The organism is Paenibacillus sp. BIC5C1 (assembly GCF_032399705.1).
Lineage (GTDB): Bacteria > Bacillota > Bacilli > Paenibacillales > Paenibacillaceae > Paenibacillus > Paenibacillus taichungensis_A.
This window is the reverse complement of the sequence record NZ_CP135922.1, coordinates 3,924,324-3,947,479: the sequence shown is the minus strand read 5'-3', so window position 1 is coordinate 3,947,479 and position 23,156 is coordinate 3,924,324. Positions and strand designations below refer to the sequence as shown.

The 23,156-nt window shown below is 45.1% G+C and carries 17 protein-coding genes; 13 read left to right on the top strand and 4 right to left on the bottom strand.

The genetic code is table 11. The annotated features are described in order from the left end of the window. Positions 1-76: 76 nt before the first annotated feature. A complete protein-coding gene (locus RS891_RS17515; protein ID WP_315792622.1) occupies positions 77-973 on the bottom strand; it encodes an AraC family transcriptional regulator in 897 nt (298 codons plus the stop codon). A gap of 127 nt (positions 974-1,100) precedes the next feature. Here RS891_RS17515 and RS891_RS17510 point away from each other — a divergent pair, with 127 nt between their 5' ends. Both RS891_RS17510 and RS891_RS17505 read left to right on the top strand, forming a co-directional pair. Further along, positions 1,101-4,496, top strand: a complete 3,396-nt coding sequence (locus tag RS891_RS17510; RefSeq protein WP_315792621.1) for a DUF5107 domain-containing protein — start codon at positions 1,101-1,103, stop codon at positions 4,494-4,496. A 98-nt stretch (positions 4,497-4,594) separates the two neighbouring features. Further along, entirely contained in the window at positions 4,595-5,881 is a 1,287-nt protein-coding gene (locus RS891_RS17505; RefSeq protein WP_315792620.1) for a cellulase-like family protein, read from the top strand. A 25-nt stretch (positions 5,882-5,906) separates the two neighbouring features. Here RS891_RS17505 and RS891_RS17500 read toward each other — a convergent pair whose 3' ends face one another. Continuing rightward, complete coding sequence (locus tag RS891_RS17500; RefSeq protein ID WP_315792619.1) at positions 5,907-6,371, bottom strand: CBO0543 family protein; 465 nt, start codon at positions 6,369-6,371, stop codon at positions 5,907-5,909. A gap of 216 nt (positions 6,372-6,587) precedes the next feature. Between RS891_RS17500 and RS891_RS17495 the strand changes: the two genes are divergently transcribed. The 10 genes from RS891_RS17495 (at position 6,588) to RS891_RS17450 (ending at position 19,845) form a co-directional block, all read left to right on the top strand. Beyond that, positions 6,588-6,941: a VOC family protein gene (locus RS891_RS17495; RefSeq protein WP_315792618.1), complete on the top strand. Its 354-nt coding sequence runs from the start codon at positions 6,588-6,590 to the stop codon at positions 6,939-6,941. A 413-nt stretch (positions 6,942-7,354) separates the two neighbouring features. Then, positions 7,355-8,881 carry a response regulator transcription factor gene (locus tag RS891_RS17490; protein ID WP_315792617.1) on the top strand — a complete coding sequence of 509 codons (1,527 nt, stop codon included), beginning with the start codon at positions 7,355-7,357 and terminating at the stop codon, positions 8,879-8,881. A gap of 43 nt (positions 8,882-8,924) precedes the next feature. Continuing rightward, entirely contained in the window at positions 8,925-10,748 is a 1,824-nt protein-coding gene (locus tag RS891_RS17485) for a sensor histidine kinase (protein WP_315792616.1), read from the top strand. After that, on the top strand, positions 10,738-12,276 hold the full coding sequence (locus RS891_RS17480; RefSeq protein ID WP_113054269.1) for a response regulator transcription factor: 1,539 nt from the start codon (positions 10,738-10,740) through the stop codon (positions 12,274-12,276). The genes RS891_RS17485 and RS891_RS17480 overlap by 11 nt, the downstream gene beginning before the upstream one ends. A gap of 164 nt (positions 12,277-12,440) precedes the next feature. Then, on the top strand, positions 12,441-14,114 hold the full coding sequence (locus RS891_RS17475; RefSeq protein ID WP_315792614.1) for a type 2 periplasmic-binding domain-containing protein: 1,674 nt from the start codon (positions 12,441-12,443) through the stop codon (positions 14,112-14,114). Between the two features lie 106 nt (positions 14,115-14,220). Further along, on the top strand, positions 14,221-15,186 hold the full coding sequence (locus RS891_RS17470; protein ID WP_113055698.1) for an ABC transporter permease: 966 nt from the start codon (positions 14,221-14,223) through the stop codon (positions 15,184-15,186). Next, positions 15,186-16,139 carry a carbohydrate ABC transporter permease gene (locus RS891_RS17465; RefSeq protein ID WP_113055699.1) on the top strand — a complete coding sequence of 318 codons (954 nt, stop codon included), beginning with the start codon at positions 15,186-15,188 and terminating at the stop codon, positions 16,137-16,139. The genes RS891_RS17470 and RS891_RS17465 overlap by 1 nt, the downstream gene beginning before the upstream one ends. Beyond that, a complete protein-coding gene (locus tag RS891_RS17460; RefSeq protein WP_315792612.1) occupies positions 16,140-17,696 on the top strand; it encodes a glycoside hydrolase family 43 protein in 1,557 nt (518 codons plus the stop codon). 51 nt (positions 17,697-17,747) lie between these two features. After that, complete coding sequence (locus RS891_RS17455; RefSeq protein ID WP_315792610.1) at positions 17,748-18,770, top strand: endo-1,4-beta-xylanase; 1,023 nt, start codon at positions 17,748-17,750, stop codon at positions 18,768-18,770. An 88-nt stretch (positions 18,771-18,858) separates the two neighbouring features. Then, positions 18,859-19,845: a glycoside hydrolase family 43 protein gene (locus tag RS891_RS17450; protein WP_315792609.1), complete on the top strand. Its 987-nt coding sequence runs from the start codon at positions 18,859-18,861 to the stop codon at positions 19,843-19,845. A 293-nt stretch (positions 19,846-20,138) separates the two neighbouring features. On the opposite strand, the gene RS891_RS17445 is transcribed toward RS891_RS17450, so the two are convergent. Beyond that, positions 20,139-21,449, bottom strand: a complete 1,311-nt coding sequence (locus RS891_RS17445) for an amidohydrolase family protein (RefSeq protein WP_315792607.1) — start codon at positions 21,447-21,449, stop codon at positions 20,139-20,141. 157 nt (positions 21,450-21,606) lie between these two features. Here RS891_RS17445 and RS891_RS17440 point away from each other — a divergent pair, with 157 nt between their 5' ends. After that, positions 21,607-22,035, top strand: coding sequence for a MarR family winged helix-turn-helix transcriptional regulator (locus RS891_RS17440; RefSeq protein WP_113056213.1), 429 nt, complete (start codon positions 21,607-21,609; stop codon positions 22,033-22,035). 121 nt (positions 22,036-22,156) lie between these two features. Here the strand turns inward: RS891_RS17440 and RS891_RS17435 are convergent, their stop codons facing one another. Next, on the bottom strand, positions 22,157-23,155 hold the full coding sequence (locus RS891_RS17435; RefSeq protein ID WP_315792605.1) for an alpha/beta fold hydrolase: 999 nt from the start codon (positions 23,153-23,155) through the stop codon (positions 22,157-22,159). Between the last annotated feature and the right edge of the window lies 1 nt (position 23,156).

Sequence of the window (23,156 nt, the reverse complement as noted above, 5' to 3'; positions counted from 1 at the left end):
TGAACTTTAATTTAAAGACTCAACGGTTTTTTATATTGTGGTAATGAAGGAAAGACGTCAAGGAACTTTCGAAAGTCTAACCTTTCGGAATCTTTCGGTAGCTGGAAGGGGAGAATCCCGAAATCTTCTTGAAGAGTCGGGAGAAATAATAGGGATCACTGATGCCCACTGTAGAGCTGACTTCCTTGATGCTCATTTCGGTAAGATCAAGAAGATGACCTGCCCGTTGAATTTTGAGCCGTAGGAAATATTCAATCGGAGCGACGCCCGTCTCAGAATTAAACAGGAAGATCAGATGCTGTTTCGATACCCCGACATGATTAGCTAACTCCGTAAGAGAAATAGAGCCACTCATATGTACATTCATGTATTGAATTGCCTGTTCCAGATAAGTTTCACGTTTCTTCTCTTGTGCCGATTTGACGGCATTTAAGCCAATCCCGGAGAGCAACTGTCTTGTAGTTTGGGCCACATGTACATGGGTAGTCAGGGTATATGTCCGTTCGGCGAGCATTTCATAGGTAGGTACGAACCATTCCATTAAGCGGGCTTTGCCGCTTGGGGATAAAGCGAGTGATGCATTAGATAAACCAAACAACTTCACTAATCTATTCGCATGGCTACCTTTGAAATGAAACCAGTAGATACTCCATGGATTTTCGTACATTGCCCCGTAACGATGTGCAGTTTCGGGTGGGATTATTATCATATCGCCTTGCTGCATCATAAATCGCTCTCCATGATTCAACTCAACCCAGCCTTCTCCCGCTTCGCAAAAGATGAAAATATGCGAGGGGCTGCCTTCCAGGCGCTCCCTGAAATGATACTGAGCGTTAGGGAAATAGCCGATGTCCGTAATAAATAAGGTAGAGGTTAGTTCTTCTTGTTCCAGTTCTTTCATCCAGTATTCTGGAAGTACATATAGCTTCTCCTCTACAAATCCCTCACGCTTTCGTATGTGGTCTGGGGTCATTCCAGTTACCTCCGTAATTCATAATCTGAATAAGAATATAATCCATCACTTCCCGCATTTCGTCAATTGGAACCTTCCTTCCCAGAATATACAGTATAACTATAAAGTCAAGGGAGGCAGTTCTAACATGAAGCATGAGGCTGTGGATCACAAGATGAAGGTGGATCCAACCGGATCCAGTCAGGTACAAGTGTGGGAGACAAGTGTGTTGATACCTACATATGAGGCGGGTGAAGCTGACCCTAATCCTATGTTTCTGGAGAAAAGAATCTATCAGGGAAGCACCGGCCGTGTGTATCCGCATCCAGTGATCGAGAGTATCTCGGATGTGAAGCATGATAAAAATTACAAATTGGTTATTCTGGAGAATCAATATATCCGTATTGAGATCATGCCGGAAATCGGCGGCAGGATCTATCGTGCGCTTGACAAGACGAACAATTATGATTTTGTCTATTATAACCGCGTCATTAAGCCTGCACTGGTGGGCCTTGCCGGTCCTTGGATCTCCGGAGGAATTGAATTTAACTGGCCCCAGCATCACCGTCCTAATACATTTGGTCCGGTTGAATACAAATACGAAGCAACTGGCGATGGCAGTGCTACAGTATGGGTAAGTGAGATTGATCGGATGTACGGCACAAAAGTAACTGCAGCCTTCAAGCTCTATCCGGACAAGGCTTATTTGGAGATCCATGCTCAATTATACAATCGGACACCGGAGCCGCAGACCTTTCTGTGGTGGGCAAATCCGGCTGTAGCAGTTAATGATTACACGCAATCCGTGTTTCCTCCAGATGTAACGGCTGTATTTGATCATGGTAAAAGGGATGTCTCGCGTTTCCCTATCGCTACCGGAACGTATTATAAACAGGATTACTCGGAAGGCGTAGATATTTCCCGGTATAAGAACATCCCGGTTCCGACTTCGTACATGGCTTATAAATCCGATTATAATTTCGTCGGCGCATATGATCACGACGTAGAAGCCGGATTGCTGCATGTGGCGAATCATCATATTTCTCCCGGCAAGAAGCAATGGACGTGGGGGAATGGGGAGTTCGGTCAGGCGTGGGACCGTCAATTGACGGATGAAGATGGCCCGTACATTGAACTCATGACTGGAGTGTACACAGATAATCAGCCCGACTTCACATGGCTACAGCCTTACGAGGAGAAGACCTTCACTCAGTATTTCATGCCTTACAAGAACATCGGTGTCGTAAAAAATGCCTCCATCGAAGCAGCCATCAATCTGGAAGTTGATGCTCAAGCCGGAGAGGCAGTGATCAAGGTATATGCAACATCTAAACTTGAACATGCCGTCGTGGAGTTGAGTGGAGAAGCAACCCGGTATTTGCAGGAAACGGTTGAATTGTCTCCGGTGAATGTATATCAGAAAGTTATACCGCTGGAGAGAGGGGAGCAAGAGCATGATCTGAAGCTTTTGGTCCGAAATAAGGAAGGCAGGTTACTTATCTCCTATCAACCGAAACGTCCGGATATTGAACAGATCCCTGAAGCTGCTAAACCACTGGCAGCACCAGAAGAACTGCGTTCGACCGAAGAACTATATCTGGCAGGCCTGCATCTAGAGCAATATCGTCATGCAACGTTTGAGCCCGAAGCGTACTATCTGGAAGGTTTGAAGCGGGACAACGGTGATATCAGGTTAAATGTAGCTTACGGAACGTTACTGCTTCGCCGTGGATTATATATAGACAGCGAGCAGTATTTCCGCAAAGCTATTGAGCGGTTGACCTGGCGAAATCCGAACCCATACGATAGTGAGGCCTACTATCAGCTCGGAGTAGCACTTCGTGGCCAAAGCCGTTTGGATGAAGCTTTTACTGCTTTTCACAAATCGGTATGGTCGGCAGCGTGGCAGGATGCAGGGTACTTCTCCCTTGCTCAGATTTCCAGCTTGAAGGGCCAGTACGCCGAGGCACTGGAGCAGATTGAGCGTTCACTTAACCGCAATTCACGAAACTACAAAGCACGTAATCTGAAAGCCGCATTGCTGCGCAAGCTTGGTCTGATTGATCATGCAAAGGCCTGTGCGCTTGAAACCCTTGAATTGGATGTTGCGGATTTTGGAGCATATAATGAGTTGGCTTTGGCTCATGCAGCTATGGGAGATAAGGAGGCTGCACAAGGTGTTCTGACTGAATTGCAGCAATTGATGAGAAATGACGCCCACAACTATCTGAATGTCATTGCAGATTATATGAACAGCGGTTTCTATGAAGAAGCCATTGCAGTAGGGAAAAGAATAATGGACCCGGAAAATTCAGTCTATCCAATGCTGCATTATGCACTAGCTGAGTTATATGAACGTACCGGACAGCATGAACATGCTCAAGTTGCTCGCAGTAAAGGACAATTGGCCAACCCAACCTATTGTTTCCCGAACACGTTGTTTGAACTTGAGCTGCTGGTAAGTGCAGTTCATGCTAATCCGCAGGACGACAAGGCTCATTACTATCTCGGTAATTTCTATTATGACAAAAAAAGGCCGATCGAGGCGATTGCGAGCTGGGAGAAGTCCCGCGAACTGCGGGATGATTTTCCGACTGTACACCGAAACTTGGGGTTGGCCTATTATAACAAACAAAACAATCCGCAAGCGGCCCTAACTTCGCTTGAACAGGCCTTTGCTTGCGCACCGGATGATGGGCGTATTTTCTTTGAACTGGATCAGCTGCGTAAGAAGCTTGCGTGGTCTACAGACGAACGTCTTCATATCCTTGAAGAGCGGCGAGATCTGGTTGAGAAGCGGGATGATCTATATGTGGAATACGTAACCCTGTTAAACAATCTTGAACGTTATGAAGAGGCAATCACTGCCTTGTCTCTGCGCAATTTCCATCCGTGGGAAGGCGGAGAGGGGAAAGTGACGGGGCAATATAAGTTGGCTCATACCGAGCTTGGTAAACAAGCACTGCAAAACGGTCATTATGAAGCAGCAGCTCAGCATTTACAACTAGCATTAGTCTATCCGTTGAATCTGGGTGAAGGGAAGTTGGAAGGAACTCAGGAAAATAATATTTATTATTATCTCGGCATAGCCCACGAAGGTCAGCAGCGGGAATCAGAAGCCATCGCTAGTTACACTATAGCTTCACAGGGGCTTGCCGAGCCGACAAGTGCGTTGTTTTACAACGATCAGCCGCCAGAAATGATTTTCTACCAAGGGTTGGCCTGGTTGAAGCTTCGTAACGGGAAGGAAGCTAAGCGTCGTTTTAATAAATTGATTGATTATGCTGAAAAGCATATTTTTGACGACATTAAAATGGATTACTTTGCGGTATCTTTGCCTGACTTCCTGGTATTTGAGGACAATCTGAACCGGCGCAATGAAATCCATTGCCGGTACATGAGGGGGTTGGGACTTCTGGGGCTTGGTCGTGACAAAGAAGCCGGAACCGAAATTGATTTGGTTCTGGAAATGGAGCCTAATCATCAAGGGGCAATGGTTCATAGACGGTATCTCCGGCAACTGAGCGATGGATTTCAATCTTAATGCTCCATCATCAAAGAGATGAAGAGATATATTATCACTTGGCTGCATTACAGGGAATAAACCTGTATTGCTGCAAACAAAAAAGAGGTGTAATGATAATGGATCTAGTATTTAGCAAGCTGCCACGCAAACTATCCATCACGATGTGGGATTTTTCCTGGTACACCATGACCTTGCCGGGAGAACCCTATAGCGACCTTGAAGCGAGATTTAAGGAAGCAGTGGAGAGGGGATACAATACGATACGAATCTGTGCCATGCCCTTTTTATTGTTCACGGCGGAAGGAAAGCGGCCGGGGCCGTTGCACTTCGGTAGCCTTGGAGAGATCGGGCAGCGGACACGTTGGTATAACTGCCGGGGCGGCGCCGAGCTGGATGGACATGCGCATTTGCTAGAGCTATTCAGACAGGCCAAGGCCCATGGCTGTTATATCATCCTGTCTTCGTGGGAATATCAGCAGAGCCCCAGCTTCCTGGCTTTTCCCGGGTTGCGCGATGAGCTGGCTGCTATCGCTCCTGAGGAGCGATTTATGGCTATTGCGAGATCCATGGATCAGCTCATCCGGTATATAAAAGCGGAAGGATACGACAAGCAGATCGTCTACGCAGAGCTGCATAATGAGGTGGAGTTCGGGCAATTGACCGAGATTGGAACCGCTCAAGGCATTGCCCCGTCCAATGTACCGGCTCTGGTGGAAGCCATGCAGCCTTATATTGAAGAGGCTGTAGGTTATCTTAGAAGTGTTCACCCGGATATCCTGATGACAGCAAGCTATACACTAAATGAAGCGTATCCCAAGTCCTATGTAGCAAGGAATTTACAGGTTGCTCATTTCCATTTGTATATCAAAGGGGTACTGAATGAATTAGCCGAAGCGGCCGGACTTGATGATGAGCAAACGATTTTTCCCGGTTCATTCGTCCAATCGCTCCTAAGGGAGAATGCGCCGCCATTTGAAGAGTACTCGCTACCTCGTGGCCAAGAATGGAGGATGGAAGGAAATCCGGTAGGGCTAAGACTGCTTTACCTGCATGACTGGGTGGAGCCGGATAAATGGGATCTTTTTTTATACGACAATTATAGTAAACATAAGTTGGCTATGCTGCAAAAGGCAGATATGCGCTTCGAGGAGGCTCACGAATGGGCGGCTCATTCTGGCTTGCCGGTCGTTATAGGAGAAGGATATGTTGGTTATACGCCGTTGTTAGCGGGATTCGAGGAAGGGCCTGTAGGGAAATTTATTGCAGAGTACGCACTACGAAAAGGAATGGCTCTCGGCTTCTGGGGAATGACTCTATGCTCTAATTGTGCGCCGCATCATCCATTCTGGGACGATATCGCCTGGCAACAGAAATGGAACCGAAATATTCTTGAATCGATATAGTTGTTATTTGGTTAAGAATCAAACTTTATTTTCTATTCTTTTCAGAAACGTCGTACATCAGAGTGAATACTTTACTGTATCCGTATACTACGACTAAAGGAAGAAGGTAAGAAAAGAAAGTCAAATAGATGTTCCAGTCATTAAAATATATAACTCTACCCATTTCTTTAGCCAACCATTCGATCAGCGTTAAAGTCAAAGATGTTATGAGAATTGCTGGCCATGACCTGGCATTTTTTATAAGAATCATGTACATCATGAGGCACCCTGCAATAGGGTAGATACCTAAGTCGAAAGGGAGCGCTGCATAGGATTGGTTACGTGTGTTCGGCAGGATATTCCAAAAAAAATTGAAACCCGCACTGTTTATACAAGATGAGGTGGCTACACCCAGCGGATAATAAGCTAAGAGGATGTTGACGTTTCTACGTAGAATCCACCCACCAATTAAGATGGGGATAAGCAAACCAAAAATGACATTCCCCAGCATCGAATCACTCCCATAGGTTTTCATCTGAATAATTTCTTATTATTAACCAAATTTAAAATTTCATAAGGGGTGCATCTCACTTTTGGATTAGCAGGCTAGCCAGAATTTTCTGGTTGGCCTCTTTGTCGATTGAATAACATGTTACTAGATGATAATGTGAAATAAGGCCGAGGCTTCCTCATGGGGGATTATATTATTTGAATCGAGGTTTTGAAAATGAGGGTAAAACGAATTGTCACCAATATTAATACACAAAACGTTCCGGCAGCAAAAAGCTTTTACCAGGACATGCTTGAACTTGATGTATTGATGAATCACGGTTGGATTGAGACCTACGGATTACTTGGAGAGGAGAACGTTCAAATAAGTATCGCCACACAAGGTGGCTCCAATACACCTACACCAGACCTTTCGATTGAAGTTGATGATGTCGATCTAGTGTACGAACGCATGAAAAGTGCTGGTTACACAATAGAATATGAACTTACGGATGAACCTTGGGGAGTTCGTCGGTTCTATGTTCGTGATCCATTTGGTAAGTTAATCAACATCCTTGCTCATAGACATTAAATCTGTTGCTAGGCAGTATAGGCAAGTTGAGTTACTGTTCAAATTAAAGAACTTTCTTTAAAAATTTTTGTTTATTGGTTTGAAGTATTGGCATTCTCTTCTCGGATGTTATGATTATTTAAAAGTCCCAAATTCGAGGTGTACAATGACAGAATTGAATCAGAATCATCGCCAAATGTGGTACTTAAAGCTACTGAGGAGTGGGCTGAAAAAAATTTGCTATCATAAATTGAGAACTATACCAAAAGCTATAAAAGAGTAAAGCTTTGGATACTAAATCAAGTATTGTCTATTGTATAAGAGCTGAAAGATCTGAATAATTATATAGGAACACATTTTCCAATGTGCAATGATCCACGTTTGTGTCCAAGGTAAATGCAGATTATTCATCGATATAACGGGGGGAAATAAGAATGATGAATGTTTTGTTGGTGGATGATGAGCCATGGGTACTTGAAGGTCTGCGAACAATGGTAAATTGGAATAAATACGGTTTTCAAATTTGTGGAGAGGCAGAGAACGGAAACGCTGCTTGGTCCATTATTGAGAACCTTCGGCCAGATCTGGTATTTACAGATATTCATATGCCTTCAGTGAACGGACTTGAACTGATTGACCGCTCGATACAAAATCTAGCCAAACCGCCGCGTTTTGTCATACTAAGCGGATACGATAGCTTCGATTATGTGAAAACAGCGCTGGAACAGCGTGTGGAGGATTATTTACTCAAGCCCATTGATGAGGTTGAGATTGAAAACGTATTAGAACAGATGAGTCGAAAAATTCAGAACGAACTTGTCTCGGAAAAACTGTATCAACATGAGCGTAATTTATATGTAAATTGTTTGTTCAACCGTCTGTTTGAGGGTGAGGACAGCAGTGAACTGCAAGCCGAAGTGGAAAGTATATTGCAAATGGAGGGTCATGAGAACATGGCCTGTCTTTTAATTGAGGCGGATACTTGTAATGAGGACATACAATTACATGTACAGCGTTTTGCTAGCGCTCCTCACTACGAATTTTTTATGGATGCCGACGGAAGAATGGGTGTGTTTGCTGCTGAAATTGAAGATTCACTGATTTGGCTTGAGAGGCTAGGGAGAAGCCTGTTTGAGATGTACTCCGGTCATGCATCGATCATAGCGGCATTTGGATATCACTCAGGTGGAGTAGTCGCTATGCGGCAGGCATATGAAAAAGCATTTTCCGCTTTGAAATGGAAACGTTATCAAGAAGAGAGTGGCATTATTTGCGATCAAGATTTGCCAAGGAATGGTATCATGGCGACTGTGAACCAAAAGGCTTTAACTAATCTGTTTAATACCATTTTAACGGGTGAAGAGAACGGGATCGAGAGAGAGGTAAACGAGCTGCTTTCAAATCCAGGTTCAGGACTGAGTGTGTCGGATATAGAATATGTTCGGGTTCAATTACTTGCCCTTGAGATGGGAGTTCTCAAGCACCTGAAGGAGCTGGATGGGGATGTAGACAGGTTTAAGTTTCAGCTACAACATTTATTGGGCGGCTTAACCGACATTGATTCCTATCCTGCATTTCGGGAATATGCGCATATATTAAGTATCAACGCTTTGAGAGCTCTGCAGGAGCAGCGAAAAGAAAAGGAATGCAGCACGATTTTTCGTGTAGTGCAGTATGTTAACCATGAGTTTCGGCAGAAGCTGCAGCTCCAGGAACTTGCACAGAAATTTCATATGAATGCAAACTACTTGGGGCAAGCCTTCAAACAGCAGACTGGCAAGTCTTTTCGGGAATATCTGAATGATAAACGGATCGAGGAGGCCAAGATACTATTGCGTCAGAGCTGTTCTAGCATAGCCGAAGTTGCGATCAGTTCAGGGTACCCCAATGCTGACTATTTTGTAAGTCAGTTCAAGCGAATGACGGGTATGGCTCCTTCTACTTACAGAAAACAACCATAGGTCTGACTCGACAAGTAACAAATGAAGGATGGCGATGGAAGACATGTTTAGGAAATTCCGATTTCGCGGTATCGTGAACGATATTCCTTTGAACTACAAGTTTATACTGATATACGTTATTGGTATTTTGCTTCCGATCATAGCAAGCAATTACTTATTCATGGATCGTATGTCAGGGCTGATCAAGGAGCGGGAAGAACAGAATTTGCAAATCTCATTGGAGCGGGCCAGAAAGGACATTCACACCATGATTGACGGGGGAATCGCTGTCAGTCACGCATTAATCACGGATAAACTGTTGTCCGAATCCATGGATCGTGTATACAATGGTCAACTGGATTTTTACAATACGTTCGATGAACAGCTTCGCCATCGGGTGACTTCCTATATTCCCGTGAACAATCAGATTCAGCGAATTGGCATCTACACGGATAACCCAACCATTGTCTCAGGAGGGGATTATTATTATCTGGACAGCTCAATGAACACCAGTACCTGGTTCAATCAATGGGAAACGTCAGGGGAGTCACTGAGTGTGCTCGCATACCGCGATAAGGCAGCAAATGATCGCGCGGCGATCTCGTCGTATTTTAGCGTAATTGAAAAAATGGACTATTACAACTCGGACAACTCTTACAAGAAGCTGGTGCGCATTGATTTTTACCTTAATCGATTCTATGACGTTATTGCGAGAGAGAAAAGTTCACTGGATCTGTATTTGGTCAACGCCAAAAATCAGATTATCGTATCCACAGATGACAAGTATCAGGGCGAGGTCGATAGTGATTATGCGTTATTTAATATGAGCAAGGCATCGGACAAGGATCTACATATCGTTCCAATTGGCAATGCCAGCTATGTAAAAGGTTGGAAGCTCATTGGTGTGCCTCAAGAAACACGTGTCAAACAAGCGATGCTTTCCATGAAGCTTTATTTTGGCATGCTCGCTGGTATCATTACCTTGGTTACCTCTATCTTTATCTATGTCGTGTTGCGATCATACAATTATCGAGTAAAACGCCTGTCAAGACATATGCAAAAGGTGGGTAACGAGAAATTTGATCTGATCAACATTGATGGTGGAAAGGATGAGATAGGTCATCTGATACGTAATTTCAACATGATGACTGCTCAGATCCATTCCTTGATCAATAATGTGTACAAGCTTGAAATTCAACAGCGGAGTCAGGAGGCTGAGCGCATTCGTGCTGAGCTGAATTTGTTGCAAAGCCAGATGAATCCCCATTTTTTATTCAATACACTAAATGCGCTGCTGGTGGTTAGCACCAAAAACAACTATGCGGATGTCAAGGATATTATCAAGGACTTATCCAAGCTGCTTCGCCGTTTATTGAATTGGAAGGACGATTTGGTCACCCTGGAAGAGGAAATGAGTTTTACGGTCATGTATCTTGGGATTGAGAAATTTCGTTTTCGAGACAAGTTTGAATATTACATTGATATTAGCGATGAGGCGAGGCAGTATAGAATTCCAAAAATGAGTATCCAGCAATTGGCTGAGAATGCTTGCAAACATGGAATTCAGGCTATTGAGGGACTCGGCTATGTGAAAATTAAAGCGGAAGTTGTGAGCGAGCGGCTGCGAGTCGTTGTATCTGATAATGGTAAGGGCATGGATAAGGAACGCTTACAAGAGGTTCTGTACCATATGCGGAGCAAGGAGGAGTGCGGAGGGAGTCATATTGGCATACGTAACGTATATCGCCGTCTTGAGTTGTATTATGACGATAAAGTGGATTTTAACCTGGTGAGCATAATAGGTGAAGGGACAGAGGTTTCCTTCGAAATTCCATTGCAACTGCTAGAGCATCAGGGTAAAGAAGGAGGCAGGGACAATGGCATTTAAAGTACTGTTGATTGATGACGAGCCATTGGCGCTAGAGGGCTTGCAGCTGTGGATTCCATGGGAAAGTCTTGGCTTTGAGGTATGCGCTTTGTGCAGCAATGGTGCGGAAGGATTGCAACAAATGGAAGAGCAAAAGCCGGATCTTGTCGTGGTTGATATTCATATGCCCATTATGAATGGACTGGAGATGATTGAAGAATGGCGTCGTAGAGGAAACTGGTCAACCAAGTTCATTATACTTACGGGGTACAGCGATTTTGAGTTTGCACGAAAAGCGCTTAAATTCAAAGTTTCCGGTTATCTGTTAAAACCACTAGATGAGGAACAGGCGGAGTCCGAGATTCGTACAATGGGCATGGAACTGCTAAAGGAGCAAGAGCAGCAATATATTGGGCAGATTGCATGGAGAGAGCAGGAAATTCTGACGATGAAAGAGGCTTTATTAGGCAAAGTGCGATCTCCAGAAAGTACTCAACTAATTCAGTCCCTTTCCCAGTCAGCTGAATCCTGGTGTGTATGTCTGGTTCAGGTATCCGAGAAAGAGTTTGGCCAGTGGAGTAGTCTTGCTTCAGAGGTTCTGAACGGCAGGCATGTCATTTATTTTATTCGTATGCGAAATGATCTCGTATCCATTGTGTTCGGCGATGTTTCCTCCGGACCGCAGAGAACGAGCGAGAATTTAAGAACACTATTAGAAGGACTGGCTCGCCGTCTGGCGGGCTTTCGTACATATATGGCGATTGGCTCAACGGAATCCTCTCTTCATCGAATCAGCAACTCCCGAATAACAGCAGAGAAGGCGTTGCTGCACGCCTTTTATGAAGCGGAAGTGAACAGCATAATGGATTATGCTGATCTTCAGAACCGTGATTTTCAAAGACACAACAAACAGGTTGAACTGATTGAGCGAGTACTCGGAGCACTTCAGCTCATTGATTACGCCAATTACCAATCCGCTGTGGAGTTTATGGAGCAATCGTTTCGACAGATGAGGGTCCATCCGGATGAGGCTCGAAAATTTGTCATTTATCTTTTGCATGAAATTCGGGCCTACGTGAGGTCACAAATGGCAGAAGATTCAGAGAATTACCGTTTGTTCGAAATTCCCGATCTGGATGAAACACTGTTAACCTTTGATGATTTGATCGGCATGTTGCGTTCGTGCGGAAGAGTCTGCTTTGAGTTTTTGCTTAAAGAGAGCGTCTTCGAAGCACAGGGGATTGTACAGGATATTAACGATTATATTCATGCGCATTTCCGGGAGGGATTGACCATTAAGTTGCTTGCGGAGCGTTTTTTCCTGCATCCAGCCTACTTGGGACAACTGTTGATACGAAAAAATGGAATCGGCTTTAATGAACTGCTTCATAACCTGCGGGTTGAAGAGGCATGTCGATTGCTACATATGAATCAGTACAAAAATAGCGAGGTCTCGGAAAAGGTTGGATACGCTAATTACCATCATTTTTTAAAACAATTCGAGAAACGAATGGGCATGTCTCCTAACGAATATAAGAAAAACGTCTAGCGATGTATCTTCAAAGAAGCCCATTTCGATATTTTAAGAAAACCTGAGGTTTTCTCGGAAAGAGCTATAATTCGAATATAGTTTCCATGAAGATGTAAATTTATAATTAAATTATTCAAATGAAAGGGCTTTCATATTGTGAGATCAAACTTTGGAGGTGCTTTATGGGGGACAGTAAAAAATCATTTTTCCGTATGGGGGCAACGTTGTTATTATCATTGAGCGTTGTGCTAGCAGGTTGCTCAGGTAGCAATTCAGGCAGCGGAGAGGAGAGTAGCAAAGGTAGTGAGGTGGGGACTGATAGTCCGTTAGAAATCTCGGTATTCCTGAACGAGGCCGGACAGCAGCCAACCGCTGACAACAAGATTTACAAAAAAATCAAGGAAGAGCTCGGCGTTACATTCAAATTCGAATTTCTGGCTGGTGACAAGAACCAAAAGCTCGGCGTCATGATCGCCGGTGGAGATTATCCGGATCTGATCTCAGCCGATACCAAACTTACGGCAGCCGGTTCAGTCATTCCGCTTGAAGATCTGATTGAAGAACACGCGCCTAATTTGAAGAAGCATTACGAGAAGTACTGGAATCAAATGAAGGACCCGAATGATGGACACATTTACTACCTGCCAAACTACGGTGCATACAACGGCGAAGTGGCTGATACCTACTACAGTGGACCTGCCTTTTGGATCCAAAAAGCCGTGTTGAAAGAGTTCGGTTATCCGACACCGAAGACACTGGACGAATACTTTGACTTGATCGCGAAGTACAAGGAAAAGTATCCAACCATTGACGGCAAACCGACAGTCGGTTTTGAGGTATTGAACTACGATTGGAAAAACTGGGGCTTGCTGAACCCGCCGCAACATTTGATCGGTCATCCGAATGATGGTGGTGTGGTCGTCAACGACGGCAAGGCAGAGATCTTTGCAGATAAGGATTATGCCAAGACGTACTATCAGAAACTAAATGAGATCAATGCACAAGGCTTGCTGGATAAGGAAGCGTTTGCACAAAACTACGACCAATATATGGCCAAATTGTCCAGTGGGGCAGTACTCGGCATGTTCGACCAACACTGGAATTTCGGCAGCGCGGAAGATTCGCTCATAACACAGGACAAAATTGAACGCACTTATGTGGGGTTCCCGCTCGTGTATGACAGCAGCACCAAAGACTATTATCGTGACCGCGCAGCGCTTAACCTGAACAATGGCTTCGGTATTACCGTGAGTGCCAAAGACCCTGTGAAAATCATTAAAGCACTCGACAAGCTTATGGAAGAAGATTGGCAAAAGACACTCACTTGGGGCATTCAGGATGAAGACTATTATGTCAATGACGAAGGCCGTTTCATGAAAACCCAAGAGCAGCGTGACAATGCCGCAGATGCGGCCTGGAAACTGGCCAATAAAGCAGATGCATTTTATGGAACTGCACCGAAAATGGAAGGTTACTTTAGCGATGGCAACGCCACTTCAGCAAGCAATCAGCCGGAAGAATATCAAGCCAGCTTGAGACCGTTTGATAAGGAAGTTTTGGGCGCTTATGGTTTCAACAGCTATGTCGATTTCTTCAGTGCTCCACCAGAGAATCCGGTGACTTACCCTGCTTGGTCTGTCGATCTGGTTGAGGGATCTCCAGCCAAGATTGCCAATACGAAGTTGAACGAATTATCAACCAAATATTTGCCTAAAGCGATTTTGGCTAACACGTCTGAATTCAGCAGTGTATGGAGCGAATACGTTTCCGAAATTCAAAAGCTGGATATCAAAACGTATGAAGATCGTATCAATGAAGTCTTGAAGTGGAGAATCGATAACTGGTCTGTGAAATAAGAAATTGTTGTCGGGAAGGAAGGTTACCTTCCTTCCTGATTTTTTTGAAGAACATATCGCTGGACGTTATTCCTTTCAATATAAAGATGGATAGGGGCCTGATATTATGGAGGAAATTGTAGTGGGTACCAAGCCGCTCCGCCCGAAGAAAAAACCAAAAATTAAGCGGATTACCTGGCAAAATATCAAAGCACAGAGACAACTCATATGGATGTCTGTTCCTCTGCTTGCGTACATTATCATCTTTGCTTATGTGCCTGTCTGGGGCTGGACGATGGCTTTCCAGGATTACAAACCGGCCAGAAGTTTCTCGCAGCAAACGTGGGTAGGGTTTAAGCATTTTCAATTTTTGTTTACCGATGACAATTTCTTGCGCGTGCTCCGCAATACGCTGGCCATGAGTATCATCAACATGGTTTTGGGTTTCGTTACCGCTATTGTTTTGGCATTGTTACTCAATGAGATCAAGAAGGTCATGTGGAAGCGGACGGTACAAACCATCTCTTATCTTCCTCACTTCTTATCATGGATTATCGTGACCGGCATCGTAGCGACATCGCTTGCTTCTGACGGCATTATCAACGATATCCTCATGAGACTGCACCTAATTAACGAGCCCATCTTGTGGCTGACGGAAGGCAAGTATTTCTGGGGCGTTGTGGCAAGTTCTCATATTTGGAAAGAAGTCGGATGGAGCACCATTATTTATTTGGCGGCCATGGCCTCGATTGACCCGGCACAGTATGAAGCTGCCGATATTGATGGCGCCAATCGATATCAAAAAATGTGGAATGTCACCTTGCCGGGAATCAAGCCTACCATTGTCATCCTGTTGATTATGTCGATTGGACATATTCTGGAAGCTGGCTTCGAGGTTCAGTATTTGCTGGGTAATGGATTGGTTGTTGACTGGGCGGAAACGATTGATATCTTCGTGCTCAAATACGGGATTGCACAGGGCAACTATTCGCTCGCCACTGCAGGCGGAATATTCAAGACCGTGGTCAGCATTACGATGTTACTTGTAGCGAATTGGACCGCCAAGCGGCTTGGGGAAGAGAGGCTGTTATAATGACGAAAAAAACACCAATGTCTGGTTTAGGAAATACAGCGGCGCTTTCCGTTCGCCGCCCGGGTGGCAGAGGCATGGAACCGTTTCTGTTCAACACCTTTAATACCATCTTCATGGTTCTGTTGGTGATTGTGACGTTATATCCATTTTTGAACACGATTGTGGTTTCATTTAATGCAGGGAATGACACCATTCGAGGAGGCTTATATTTATGGCCCCGCGATTTCACCCTGCAGAATTACAAAGCCGTATTTGCATCAGGCACCATTTATAATGCATTTTTGATTTCCGTTGCACGTACAGTACTATCCACCGTTCTGAACATTTTCTTGACCACCATGCTGGCGTACACACTGAGTCGGCGCGATTATATTTTCCGCAAGCTGATTACGACCATTTTTGTACTGACGATGTATTTCAATGCCGGGCTAATTCCGGGGTACTTCCTGATGAAGGATCTGCACTTGATTAACTCCTTCTGGGTGTATGTTTTACCATCGCTGATTAGTGCGTTTAACCTGATCGTTATTCGTACCTATATTTACACGATCCCTGAAAGCTTGATTGAATCAGCCAAAATTGACGGAGCAGGAGACTTCAGAATTTTCTGGAGAATTATTTTTCCACTGTGCAAACCTGTGCTGGCGACCATTGCGCTCTTTGTCGCAGTCGGTGCGTGGAATTCCTGGTTCGATGCTTTTCTGTACACGTCATCACGTCAAGAGCTCAGCACACTGCAATACGAACTGATGAAGTTGTTGTCTTCCAGTATGAACGCCAACAGTAATCCTTCCGTTGCCAACGGCGTGGGGGTGGAGCATTCCACACAGGTAACGCCCATTTCCATTCGTGCTGCAGTTACGATTGTCGCTTCTGTTCCGATCTTGCTGGTGTATCCGTTTATGCAAAAATACTTTGTCGTTGGACTAAATGTAGGGAGTGTGAAGGAATAGATGTCACAGATTCAATCACAACTGATCCGTTATGCCAACCCGATTCTCCCCGGATTTTATCCGGATCCCAGTATTGTGAAGGCTGAACCATTTTTTTACCTCATTTGCAGTTCATTTGAGTATTTTCCCGGAGTGCCGATTTTTCGGAGTCCGGATCTTATTCACTGGGAGCAGATCGGCAACGTACTGGACCGAATCAGCCAGCTGGATTTGACCGGGCAGAAGAGCTCGGACGGCATTTATGCTCCGACACTGCGTTACCATGAAGGTACATTTTATATGATTACGACAGACGTGAGAGGCATCGGGAACTTCTATGTTACGGCAACCAACCCTGCCGGACCATGGTCCGATCCAATTCGTATTCCCTACGGGGGCATTGACCCCTCGCTGTTTTTTGACGACGATGGCAAAGTATACGTGACCGCTCAACAAGGTGCGGATTACGATTCTCACGCCATTCAGTATGAGATCGACATAACGACAGGAGAGGCGCTTTCCGAACCACAAGTTATCTGGCATGGGGACGGCGGGCCATGGACCGAAGGGCCGCATTTGTATAAAATCAACGGCTTGTATTACATGATGTCTGCTTCCGGAGGCACAGCGAAGGAGCATCGCGAAATCATTGGTCGCAGCGACAATCCATACGGTCCGTTTGAACGCTATCCCGAGCCCATCCTGACTCACCGCCATGTGGATCATCCCATTCAGTATTTGGGCCATGCCGATCTGGTGGAGGATCATCATGGGGACTGGTGGGCCGTCTTCCTTGGCGTGCGTTTGACAGAGGACGGATATAGCGTGCTTGGACGGGAGACGTTCCTCGCACCGGTCGTTTGGAACGAGGGCTGGCCGCACATAGATAACAATGAAGGAACGGTAAGTCTGGATATGACCGTTCAACGTTCGCCGATGACGGCATCTTCAATATTGGATGGTCATACAGCAGTCGTTGTAGGGCGAGAAGACTTCAAGGAAGAACTTGGGCCACAGTGGATGTTCGTTCGCAATCCGTCAGAAGGAGCATGTTCTGTTACGGAAAAACCGGGTTTTCTGACCCTATATGGCCAGGAAGCAAGTCTCGGCGACGTTGGTCAGGTTACGTTTGTTGGCCGGAGGCAGCAGCATGTTGAAGCGTGTTATACAACTAGCATGGCATTCGTTCCGGCTGCTGATGGAGAAGAGGCCGGCATGTGTATCCGCCGGGATGAGGATGCGCACTATGAACTTGGCATAAGACGGTCAGAAGGCCGCAACCTGATGTTTGCCTGTCTCACGGTACGCGGAGAGTCGGAAATCGTGTATGAGGACGAGACTGAAGCGGAGCAGCTGTTTCTCCGGATCGAATCGACAGAGAAGGAATACAAACTGACTTGTTCCAAGGATGGAGAGAACTGGACAGTTTTGGGTTCTGGCTCGGCAAGAGCATTATCCCCAGAGGATTTTGTACACAAAATGTGCTTTACCGGAGCAGTGGTCGGACTCTATGCTACCGGCAATGGTAAGGTAAGTAGCACACCTGCCTATTTTGAGTGGTTCGAGTACTCGGTCTGATTCACTTGCTAATAAATCAATACGAAGAAGGGAATTTAGAGGAGGGAAATCATGAGTTCATTTCGAGAAGAGGCACCACTGAAGGAATTGTACAAGGATGCGTTCCACATTGGAGCAGCAGTGAATTTGAAGACAATTGAAAGCCAGCGTTCATTGCTTGCATATCACTTCAACAGCCTGACGGCGGAAAATGAAATGAAATTCTCCAGTGTGCATCCACAGCAGGAAGTGTATACGTTTGAGGATGCAGATGCAATCGCTTCCTTTGCGAGGGAGCAAGGCATGGCGCTGCGCGGTCATACGCTGGTCTGGCACAACCAAACTCCGGATTGGCTGTTCGAGAATGAAACTGGCGAACTGGTGGAGCGCAGTATATTGCTGGAGCGATTGAAGGCGCACATTCAGACCGTCGTTGGCAGATATAAGGACGTTATCTATGCTTGGGACGTTGTAAACGAGGTTATTTCCGATGATGCGGATGACGAAAACGCATTCCTGCGCCCATCCAAATGGCTGGATATCGCCGGAGAGGATTTTATTGCCAAAGCGTTTGAATTCGCCCATGAAGCAGACCCACAAGCGTTGTTGTTCTATAACGATTATAACGAATCCAGTCCGCATAAGCGGGAACGCATCTTTCGGCTTGTTCGTTCATTACTCGATCAAGGCGTACCGATTCATGGCGTTGGTCTGCAGGCACACTGGAATCTGTATGATCCGTCTCTGGATGATATGCGGGCCGCGATTGAGCGATATGCGCAGCTTGGCTTGCAACTTCAGCTCACTGAACTGGATGTATCCGTATTTCGCTTTGAAGACAAGCGTACGGATCTTGTTATGCCCTCGCAGGAGATGCTGGAATTGCAAGCTGAGCGATATGAATCCATCTTCCGCCTGCTTCACGAATATAAGAAGCATATTAGCGCCGTAACATTTTGGGGGGCTGCCGACGATTATACCTGGCTTGACAATTTCCCTGTCCGTGGGCGGAAAAACTGGCCATTCCTGTTCGATGAGTCACATCGTCCGAAGGAAGCATATCAGCGTATTGCGCAAATCGTTGTACCCAAGTGACATGAACGGATCAATATCATTTTTTAACTCATAGCAGTCTCGAACAGACATTCGGGGGTGTATATATCTTTTGGAAGGAGTCATTTGTATGTCCGAATTGCCTAAACCGAATCAACCAATAGTAACCCATATATTTACTGCTGATCCGTCAGCGCATGTATTCGAGGATCGCATTTATATTTATCCCTCCCATGACCTGGATCACGACGGTCCAGTGAATGACAATGGAGATCAGTACAAGATGGAGGATTATCATGTGCTGTCGATGGCGGACATGAATTCACCAGTGATGGACCATGGCGAAGTGCTGCATGTGAAGGATGTCCCTTGGGCGTCCAGTCAGATGTGGGCTCCGGATGCTGCATACAGAAAAGGAACCTATTATTTATTTTTCCCGGCACGGGATCATGACGGCATTTTCCGCATCGGCGTGGCTACGTCGTCGTCTCCGGCAGGACCGTTCAAGCCGGAGGAGCAATATATTCAGGGCAGTTTCAGTATTGACCCCGCTGTGTTCGTGGACGAGGATCAGCAGGCCTATATGCTCTTTGGCGGGCTCTGGGGGGGACAGTTGGAAAAATGGCAGACCGGAAGCTATGTGGAACATGCGGAGGGCCCTGCTCAGGATGCTCCGGCGATCGGCCCAAGAGTTGCAAAGCTAAGTGAAGATATGCTCTCCATGGCTTCGGAGGCTCTAGAGATATCCATCGTGGATCAGGAAGGAAAGCCGCTGACCGCTGGGGACGAGGATCGTAGATATTTTGAAGGCCCTTGGATGCACAAATATAACGGTAAATATTATTTGTCCTACTCCACAGGAACAACTCATAAGCTGGTGTACGCGATCGGTGACAATCCCATGGGACCGTTTACGTTCCAAGGTACCATTTTGCCGCCTGTCATGGGTTGGACAACGCATCATTCGATTGTACAATTTCAGGAAAAGTGGTATTTGTTCTATCACGATTGTTCCCTTTCCGGCGGCGTCGATTACAAGCGCTGTGTAAAATTTGCCGAGTTGACGTACAACCCGGATGGCACCATATGCATGATTGATCCGTATCCAGAGAAGTGATATGGATGTGAATGTGAACCTATGTCTTTTTCTCTGTAACCGTAAATCCTGAAGAGTCCTAGAGTGAATACAAATTTCAGGGCAGGGTTCGTTCTCCAAGAGGAAAAGGAACGAATACCAATATAACATCAGGTATATTCCCTCATGGTAGACAGTGAAACTCAAACACTGGATACCGGAGGGGGTTTTTGTTAGGTCAGCGAAGAAACGAAGAAGTTAGTAGTGCAGAAGAAAATGCTTAAAACTCCGTGCATTGGCACGGAGTTTTCTATTATATGGGCAGATCGATTGGATTAACCTAGTTGCTGCGAACCATTGAACCACACGGATTTGATCGATAAGCTATCTGAAATATTAGTTGTTGGATCACCGTCTATGAGAATGAGATCAGCACGCACACCTTCGGTAATACGGCCGCGATCGTGAAGACCAAAGCAACGGGCCGGTTTCGATGTAGCCGACTGAAGAGCTTCAATCGGAGTGAAACCGGCTTTCACCAGCAACTGCATTTCATGGTGGACACTTGCCCCATGAGCAAGGCCGCCGAGGTTCGGAACGGGAACCGGTGCGACATCTGTCCCTACTAGAATATCAACTCCTGCACGGTGAAGGTCCATTACATTCTTAAAGCTGTTCTCCATGTTTCCTTGAGGGAACGTATTGAAGCTTGAGTTCAAAATATCAATCCAATCAGGACTTAATTTGGAATGAACACGCGAATCATTGGCCAATTCGGATGCCGTATTTCCAATAATCGATGAATTCAACACCAAGCATGGAGTAACAAATGCGCCTGAACCTGCTATAGATTTCACCAACTCGGAGGTGTACTCGGGTCTGTCGATAAACAAGTGGCCCAAACCGTCGACTCCAAAATCGATGGCTTGTTGCGATGAAAGAGCCGTCAAAACGTGGGCGATGACCAGCTTATCGAACTTATGGGCTTCTGTCACAGCTGTTTTTAGAATCTCGTCGCTTAATACAGGCAGGCCAGGTGCTCCCATGACCGTACCTTCTTCAATCATGATCTTAATATAGTCGGCCCCATTCTCGACCTGGGTATGCACATGTTTAATCGCTTCTTCGACCGTTGTCACTTGCGGGATTTCATCGTGATCGTGAGCGTATGCGGCTAACATTGCTTCCCGGTCTGCCTCTGATAACTTCTCTAGTTCCTTTAATACGAATTCAGGTATTTCATCTCCATCTGGCAATAATTCATCCGGATGGCCACCCGGAGCGGTGATTGCTGTGCCAGCAGAACGGACATCAGCGATGTCGTTCACATTTTTCAACTGAATTTCGCGCCCTCGTTTAGTAAAATCACCGTTCATTTCGAGTTCAGTGGTAACGCCGAATTTTAAGGCATCTCGTAATCCTCCGATGGAAGTGTGGACATGTGCATCAATTAGACCAGGCATTAGAGTCGCGTTTTCTCCATTGATAATGGTTGCATCGGCCGGGAGGTCTCCACCGACTGAAACAATAGATTCCCCTTTAATGACAACATGCCTAGGCGTAATGATTTGCACCCCATCAAAGATACGTACATTTTCAATCGCAATAACTTGTTCTAACGCAGCATTTTTAGTTACCTTCTCCATTTGAAATCCTCCTAAGTGTTTTCTTATGAACAATTCGAATCATAACTGTTAGCTTTCTAACTGTCAACTGACTAATATTCTTTTGACAAGCTAAAAGGATCGCAGTATAGTTTATATACTTACAATTAGATTCCTAACAATCACAGGAGGGAAGATTATGAAATCCCGAAAGGAAACGCCTTATCTGGATCTATTTCAGATTATTGGTCTTAAGTTAAAGAAAAGAGCGGACGAAAGTATAAAAGAGCTGGGGTTAAACGCTCAACAAGGAAAAGTAATCGATTATATTTACGAAAATCCAAATAGTCATATTATTCAAATGGATCTTGCAGATCGATTTCATCTAAGTCGGGCCAGCATTACAAGTATGCTTCAAGCTCTAGAGCAAAAAGGGTTAATCGAGCGTAAAATCCCGGCCAATAATGAACGGCAAAAAAATATATACGTATTGCCAAAAGCGGTTGAACTGATTGAAGACTTTCAAGACTCTTTCCAAAAGGTGGAGGAAGAAATCGTTCAAGTCCTTACCGACGAGGAGAAACAAGTATTAAAGAAATTGTTGATCAAAATCAATGAGACGATATAAGAAGAAAATTTCCTGTGAACTGATGGGGACAACTTTAATCCTTTGAAAATAGGTTGTCCCGGATTTGCATGTGATTACGATCTAGAGAACCTGGGGAATTCTGATAAATGACAAAAAGGTTTTAGTCCCGTTGAAAACCTAACTCCAAAAATCGCTTTAAATGATTATCTATAACAAGTGAATCCGTTTCGTTTGCTCCGATTCCAAAGCAGTGTCCCCACTTGGATTCTATGGGTTGAAAAACAGCATTCGGCATATGTTGAATATCATACCTACTGTCCTCAGGAGTAAAAAATAAATCACTTGTCCCGGGCATAACGAGTGCAGGAGAGGAGATTTTACGCAATGCCTGTTCGAAGTTGTACTGGTCGATGGGATTATCGCTAATGTCTCCACTTATTCCTGTACGTAACATGGTAATCAAATCATTCGCATCGAATGATAAAAACACTTGGTCCCAGTATTCTTCTACATAAGATTTCAAAGAATCGTAACCTTCGGATTGATACAATTTCTCCAAATAGTAAGCCTGCGAAAATCCCCACGGGGCATATACTCTCCCCATCGCGGCGAGACCGTCAACAGGTGGTTGCTTGTAAAGTCCTCTTTCCCATTTTGAATCTGCTTGTAATGCTGCGATCATACTTTGGAATACCAGTTGAGCAAGTGGCCTCGTTCTCGCTGTTCCGCCAAACGGTGCAATACGTTCGACCATTTCAGGATAACTTGTCCCCCATTGAAAAACTTGCATTGCACCCAGAGACCAACCCACAACTAGCTTAATTTTGCTGATACCAAATTTTTGAGTGAGTAGTTGGTGTTGAACACGTACATTGTCATACATAGAGATGAGAGGGAAATTGGACTTATCAAAGGGCGCAGGAGTGTTACTGGGAGAGGACGATAATCCGTTACCCAACATATTGGGCACAATGATAAAATATCGATTGGGATCTAATGCCTTGTTCTCTCCAATTAACCATTCATTGTCGGTGTGAAGACCAGCAAACCAAGTCGGATACAGAATGACATTGTTTTTTGCGGCATTTAAGGTACCATAGGTCTTATAAGCAATAAATGCTTGAGGGAGTTGCTGACCAGATTGAAGCAGTATTAACATT